A 4,749-nucleotide genomic window follows, 5' to 3' on the forward strand; every position below is an offset into this window, starting at 1 on the left:
TCGGTGCCTGCGGAGCGACACACTGGTGGGATCGCGATCCGGTCTGCGGGATTAGTACCGTCAGTGCGGCTGCAGGCGTCGATGCCAAATGGCGTATCGCTGACGCTGGAGGGGTGTGACGCGCAGTTGCTGGTGGTGATGATCGATGCGCTGGGGCATTGCCATGTTCCGGCTCGCTGAAGATCTGCGCGTCTATCTCCACCGGGATCCGATCGACTTTCGCTGTGGGATCAACAGCCTTGCGATCCTGGTCGAACAGTCGATGGGCCTCAATCCGTTCGAGCGCGCGGCGTTTGCGCGTCAGCGCCGCGATGCCCAGGCGGCGATGAGGCGTGTGGAAGAACGCGCCTGACACCGGAATTGCGGAACGCAATCGGATTGCACTGCGGAACGCGGCCCGCTACAGGGCAAAAACCACGGTTTCTCTAGGTGTGCGGGCGTGGCGGAATGGTAGACGCTGCGGACTTAAAATCCGCTTGGGATTCCAGTGCGGGTTCGAGTCCCGCCGCCCGCACCAGATTTTCGATACCGACGAATACTGCGAATTTATTTGGCGAGCGAATTTTGTTCAATCGTTTGCGTTTACAAATGCGTAACTTGAGAACTGGTATCAAGTACTAAGTACCCACCTTTCATGGTATCGTCCGGACACCACGGCATGGGTACTTAGGGGTGATCTTTCGCATGTCCTTCCCGGAAAGCCTGTCCGCCGGCAGCAAGCCGAGCTACGAGGACCAGCGCGCCAGTCCGCGCTTCGCCTTGCTGCTGCGCGCCGCGAAGCTGATCGGGGCGCATGGCGAATACCTCTGCATCGTGCGCGACGTGTCCGAGACCGGCGTGAAGCTGCGCCTGTTCCATTCCCTCGCCGCCGAACGCCGCCTTGCGCTGGAAAGCGCCGCCGGGGATCGGCTTGCGGTCGAGAAGGTCTGGGAGAACGGCGGGGAGGCGGGCTTCCGCTTCGACGTCCCGATCGAGGTCCAGCGCTTCATCGCCGAGGCCGGCCCCTATCCCAAGCGCCCGATCCGCGTTTGCGTCGGCCATCCGGTGCAGGTGACGATCGCTGGGGAAACTTCGGCTGCCAAGGTGCGCGATCTCTCGCGCCAGGGCGCCGGAATCGAGACCGAACATTATCTCGCGATCGGGCAGCATTTGCGCATCGGCTCCGCCCTCATGCCCGAGTTCGAGGCCACCGTGTGCTGGCGCCGGCACCCCTCCTACGGCATCGTTTTCCGCCAGCTAATGAGCCTCGAGGAACTGGCGGTCCGCGCCTTCCACATGCAGGAAGCGGGCGCCCGCTAGCCTTCGGAAACGACGCGCCGCCACCACTTGCGACCTGCCCCCTGCGGCCCCGACTTCATCGCCCGCCTGCGAAACAGCATCGAGCCACCGCGCACCAGCAGCACCACCCACATGACCTGCCACCCAAGCGCCGCGACATGCGGCCAGAGCGCCGGCTCCTGCGCGGCGCGGGCCAGCATCGCGAAGGGCGAGCTGAACGGCAGGACCACCGCCAGCATCTCGACCGCGCTGCCCGGCTGGGTCATCGCGTAAGTCGCGAAGAAGAACAGCATGAGCTGCATCATCGTCACCGGCATCGACAGCGTCTGCACCTCGCGCACCGTGTTCGCCAGCGAGCCGATCGCGAGGAACACCGAGCCCAGCAGCAGGTAGGCCATCGCGAAGTAGATCACCCCCAGCCCGACCAGCATCGGCCAGCCAACCGCCGGTTCGGGCAGTGCCACGAGCGATCCCGCCGACAGGTAGATCGCTCCGCCGACGCTACCCCACACCGCGATGCCGACCAGCGACACGCCGAGCATGGCGAAGAGCTTGCCGAAGAACACCGACTCCATCGGGATCGCGGCGGCCAGCACCTCGATGATCTTGTTGCCTTTTTCCTCGACAAGGTTGGACAGGACCATGCCGGCCAGCATCATCGTCAGCAGGAACAGCAAGGTCTGCGCGCCCTGCGCCGTACGTAGGCGGCTGCGCGAATCGCCGGGCGCCGCCACCGAGGTCCTGGCCAGCTTCACCTGTGGCCAGAAGGCCAGAGATCCGTCACGAACCTCGGCCGCGATCAGTTCGACATCCCCCCGCCAGTCCTTGATGAGCGGTCCCGGCCCGGTCAGCACCGGCGCGGCGGGAGAGCCCGACAGCACGCCCGCGAAAGCACCCTTGCGTGACGCCAGCACCACACCCGGATCGGCCTGCTCGGCCGGGGTCAGGTCCTTGACCACATGCATGTCCGGCAGGCCGCCTCCGAGCCGGTCGGCCAGTGCATCGCGGGCACGGACCATCGCCTTCGCGTCGGCCTCGGCCATGACCACGCCGATCGCGGGTGCCTCGCCGCTCTGATCGACGCGCTGGCCGACGCTGCCTGCCAGCAGTCCGACGATCACCGGGAACAGCGGACCGAGCAGGAAGAAAAAGAACGTGCGCGAGAACAGGATCGCGGTGAAGTCGCGCCGGGCCACCACCCAGGCTGCGGCCAGCATCGACAGGCGGCCGCGATGACCGGGCGCGGAAAGATCGAAGTTCATCGGCGCGGCTCCTCGGGCTTTTCCGCTTCGAGGGCGCGGGCGGCGGCCTCCCCGGCGATGGCGACGAAGGCATCGTGCAGCCCGGCGCGCTCGATGGACAGCGACAGGATACCCGCCTCCCCCGCGATCAGCGCGCGCAGCAGCGGCTCGATCCCGCCCTCGGGCAGCGCGAAGTGCCAGTACCGCCCCTCGCGCCGCGAATCGGTCGGCAAGGCAGCGCGCCACAGCCCCTCGTCGGCCTGCGTTTCGAGCCGGACCTGCGCGGGGATGCGATCGCGCGCGACGTCGACCGGCCCCGCGAACGGCACCCGCCCTCCCGCGATGATCGCGACCTCGTCACACAGGCGCTCGGCATGCGCGATGACGTGGGTGGAGAAGATCACGGTCGTGCCGTCCTCCGCCAGACCGCGCATCATCGCCTCCAGCTTGCCCTGGTTGAGCGCATCGAGGCCGGAGAACGGCTCGTCGAAGATGACCAGGCGCGGGCGATGAACCAGCGTGCCAAGGATCTGCACCTGCTGCGCCATGCCTTTGGAAAGCTGGCGAATCTGACGGTCCGCGGCATAGCCGAGGCCGTGTCGTTCGAGCAGTTCGTGCGCGCGGCGGCGGCCTTCCTTCAGCGGCAGGCCCCGCAGCGCGCCGAGAAAGGCGATCGCCTCGGTCGCCTTCATGGACGGGTAGAGGCCGCGCTCCTCAGGCAGGTAGCCGATGGCGTGGGCGACATCGTGCGGCCGCTCGGCGCCGAGAATGCGACGGTAACCCGAATCGGGCTCGATGATACCCAGCAGCATGCGCAGCGTCGTCGTCTTGCCCGCACCGTTGGGGCCGAGGATGCCATAGACCGAGCCCTGCGGCACCGAGAGGTCGACACCGCCCACGGCAGTGGTCCCCTCGAACCGCTTGACGAGCCCCCGTGCCTCGATCGCCAGAGGGCAATCGAAACCTGACACATTGCCGGTCAACCGAGGATCTCCTACTTGCGCATCCATGAAGCCCCCTGGGTCTAGCACGTGCGCCCCTGATGGCGCAGTCCCGGTTAAGACCGCCCTAAGCAATTTTGCCGAGGCGGTGGAGGGAGAGGCGCGCGCTCTCGGCTTCTGCGCCTTCGGCGTGGCTTCGGCCGCGACGGACGAGGACCGTGCGGCGCGGCTTGACGCCTGGCTGGCGGCGGGAATGCACGGCTCGATGGGCTGGATGGAGGAGCGCGCGCACCATCGCCGCAGTCCGCAGGGGCTCTGGCCCGAGGCCCGCAGCGTCATCGCGCTGGGCATGAGCTATGCCCCGGCCGCCGACCCGCTGCGACTGGCGGACGAAGGCGGGATCGGCCGGATTTCGACGTATGCGCAAGGCGCCGATTATCACGACACGGTGAAGAAGGCGCTCAAGAACCTTGCCCGCTGGATGGTGAGCGAGGGGGACAAACGCGGGCTGGGGCCGGTCGGGGTGAAAGTCTTCACCGACACCGCGCCGGTGATGGAAAAGCCGCTCGCCGCTGCCGCAGGGCTCGGCTGGCAGGGCAAGCATACCAATGTCGTCAGCCGCGAACATGGATCATGGCTGTTCCTCGGCGAGATCTACACGACGCTGGACCTGCCGCTCTCGGCCCCGGCGCGCGATCGCTGCGGATCGTGCCGGGCCTGCCAGGACGCTTGCCCGACCGATGCCTTCCCGGCGCCCTACCGCCTCGATGCGCGGCGCTGCGTCAGCTACCTCACCATCGAGCACAAGGGGCCGGTGCCCGAGGACATGCGCGAGGGGCTGGGCAACCGCATCTACGGCTGTGATGACTGCCTCGCGGTCTGCCCGTGGAACAAGTTCGCCGAGACGGCGCATACGATGAAGGCGTTCCTGCCGCGCGCGGAACTGACGGCGCCGGAGCTGGCGGATTTGCTCACGCTGGACGATGCGGGGTTTCGCAAGCTGTTCTCGGGAAGTCCGATCAAGCGGATCGGGCGGGACCGGTTCGTGCGCAACTGCCTCTATGCGGCGGGCAACAGCGGCCGGAAGGCGCTGCTGGCGCAGGTGGAGCCGCTGCTGGCGGATGCGGACGATGCCGTCGCAGATGCGGCACGATGGGCGAGAGGCAAGCTGACGTCGTCCCGGACTTGATCCGGAACCGGTGGCGGTCTTTAGGCGCGACCTCGGGTAAAGGCGCCCTGCCGACAGCAAGGCGGTTCACGGCCAGCGGTCCCGGATCGGGTCCGGGACG

At 67.3% G+C, this 4,749-nt stretch carries 5 protein-coding genes, 1 tRNA gene and 1 pseudogene; 5 read left to right on the forward strand and 2 right to left on the reverse strand.

What is annotated here, in order from left to right:
• The 4 genes and pseudogenes from ACYPYD_RS11610 to ACYPYD_RS11625 all read left to right on the forward strand — a co-directional run.
• Nucleotides 1-180 (forward strand): annotated as a pseudogene (locus ACYPYD_RS11610) (hypothetical protein); the annotation flags it as partial.
• A complete protein-coding gene (tnpB, locus tag ACYPYD_RS11615) occupies nucleotides 146-352 on the forward strand; it encodes an IS66 family insertion sequence element accessory protein TnpB (protein WP_459663271.1) in 207 nt (68 codons plus the stop codon). The pseudogene ACYPYD_RS11610 and the gene tnpB, both read left to right, overlap by 35 nt.
• Nucleotides 353-433: 81 nt before the next feature.
• Nucleotides 434-517 (forward strand) — tRNA-Leu (locus tag ACYPYD_RS11620).
• Between the two features lie 167 nt (nucleotides 518-684).
• On the forward strand, nucleotides 685-1,299 hold the full coding sequence (locus tag ACYPYD_RS11625; RefSeq protein ID WP_459663272.1) for a PilZ domain-containing protein: 615 nt from the start codon (nucleotides 685-687) through the stop codon (nucleotides 1,297-1,299).
• Here ACYPYD_RS11625 and ACYPYD_RS11630 read toward each other — a convergent pair.
• A complete protein-coding gene (locus ACYPYD_RS11630) occupies nucleotides 1,296-2,540 on the reverse strand; it encodes an ABC transporter permease (RefSeq protein WP_459663273.1) in 1,245 nt (414 codons plus the stop codon). The two genes, ACYPYD_RS11625 and ACYPYD_RS11630, sit on opposite strands and share 4 nt — an antisense overlap.
• Nucleotides 2,537-3,529 carry an ABC transporter ATP-binding protein gene (locus ACYPYD_RS11635; RefSeq protein ID WP_051586835.1) on the reverse strand — a complete coding sequence of 331 codons (993 nt, stop codon included), beginning with the start codon at nucleotides 3,527-3,529 and terminating at the stop codon, nucleotides 2,537-2,539. Before ACYPYD_RS11635 ends, ACYPYD_RS11630 begins: the two co-directional genes overlap by 4 nt.
• Before the next feature lie 79 nt (nucleotides 3,530-3,608).
• Here ACYPYD_RS11635 and queG point away from each other — a divergent pair, with 79 nt between their 5' ends.
• Complete coding sequence (gene queG / locus ACYPYD_RS11640; RefSeq protein ID WP_459663275.1) at nucleotides 3,609-4,649, forward strand: tRNA epoxyqueuosine(34) reductase QueG; 1,041 nt, start codon at nucleotides 3,609-3,611, stop codon at nucleotides 4,647-4,649.
• The last annotated feature ends 100 nt before the right edge of the window (nucleotides 4,650-4,749 follow it).

It is taken from the genome of Novosphingobium sp. 11B (assembly GCF_054589055.1).

Coding starts and splice junctions, on each gene's coding strand:
- ACYPYD_RS11630 (WP_459663273.1), bottom strand. CDS start 2,540: ATGAACTTCGATCTTTCCGCGCCCGGTCATCGCGGCCGCCTGTCGATG.
- tnpB (WP_459663271.1), top strand. CDS start 146: ATGCGCTGGGGCATTGCCATGTTCCGGCTCGCTGAAGATCTGCGCGTC.
- ACYPYD_RS11625 (WP_459663272.1), top strand. CDS start 685: ATGTCCTTCCCGGAAAGCCTGTCCGCCGGCAGCAAGCCGAGCTACGAG.
- ACYPYD_RS11635 (WP_051586835.1), bottom strand. CDS start 3,529: ATGGATGCGCAAGTAGGAGATCCTCGGTTGACCGGCAATGTGTCAGGT.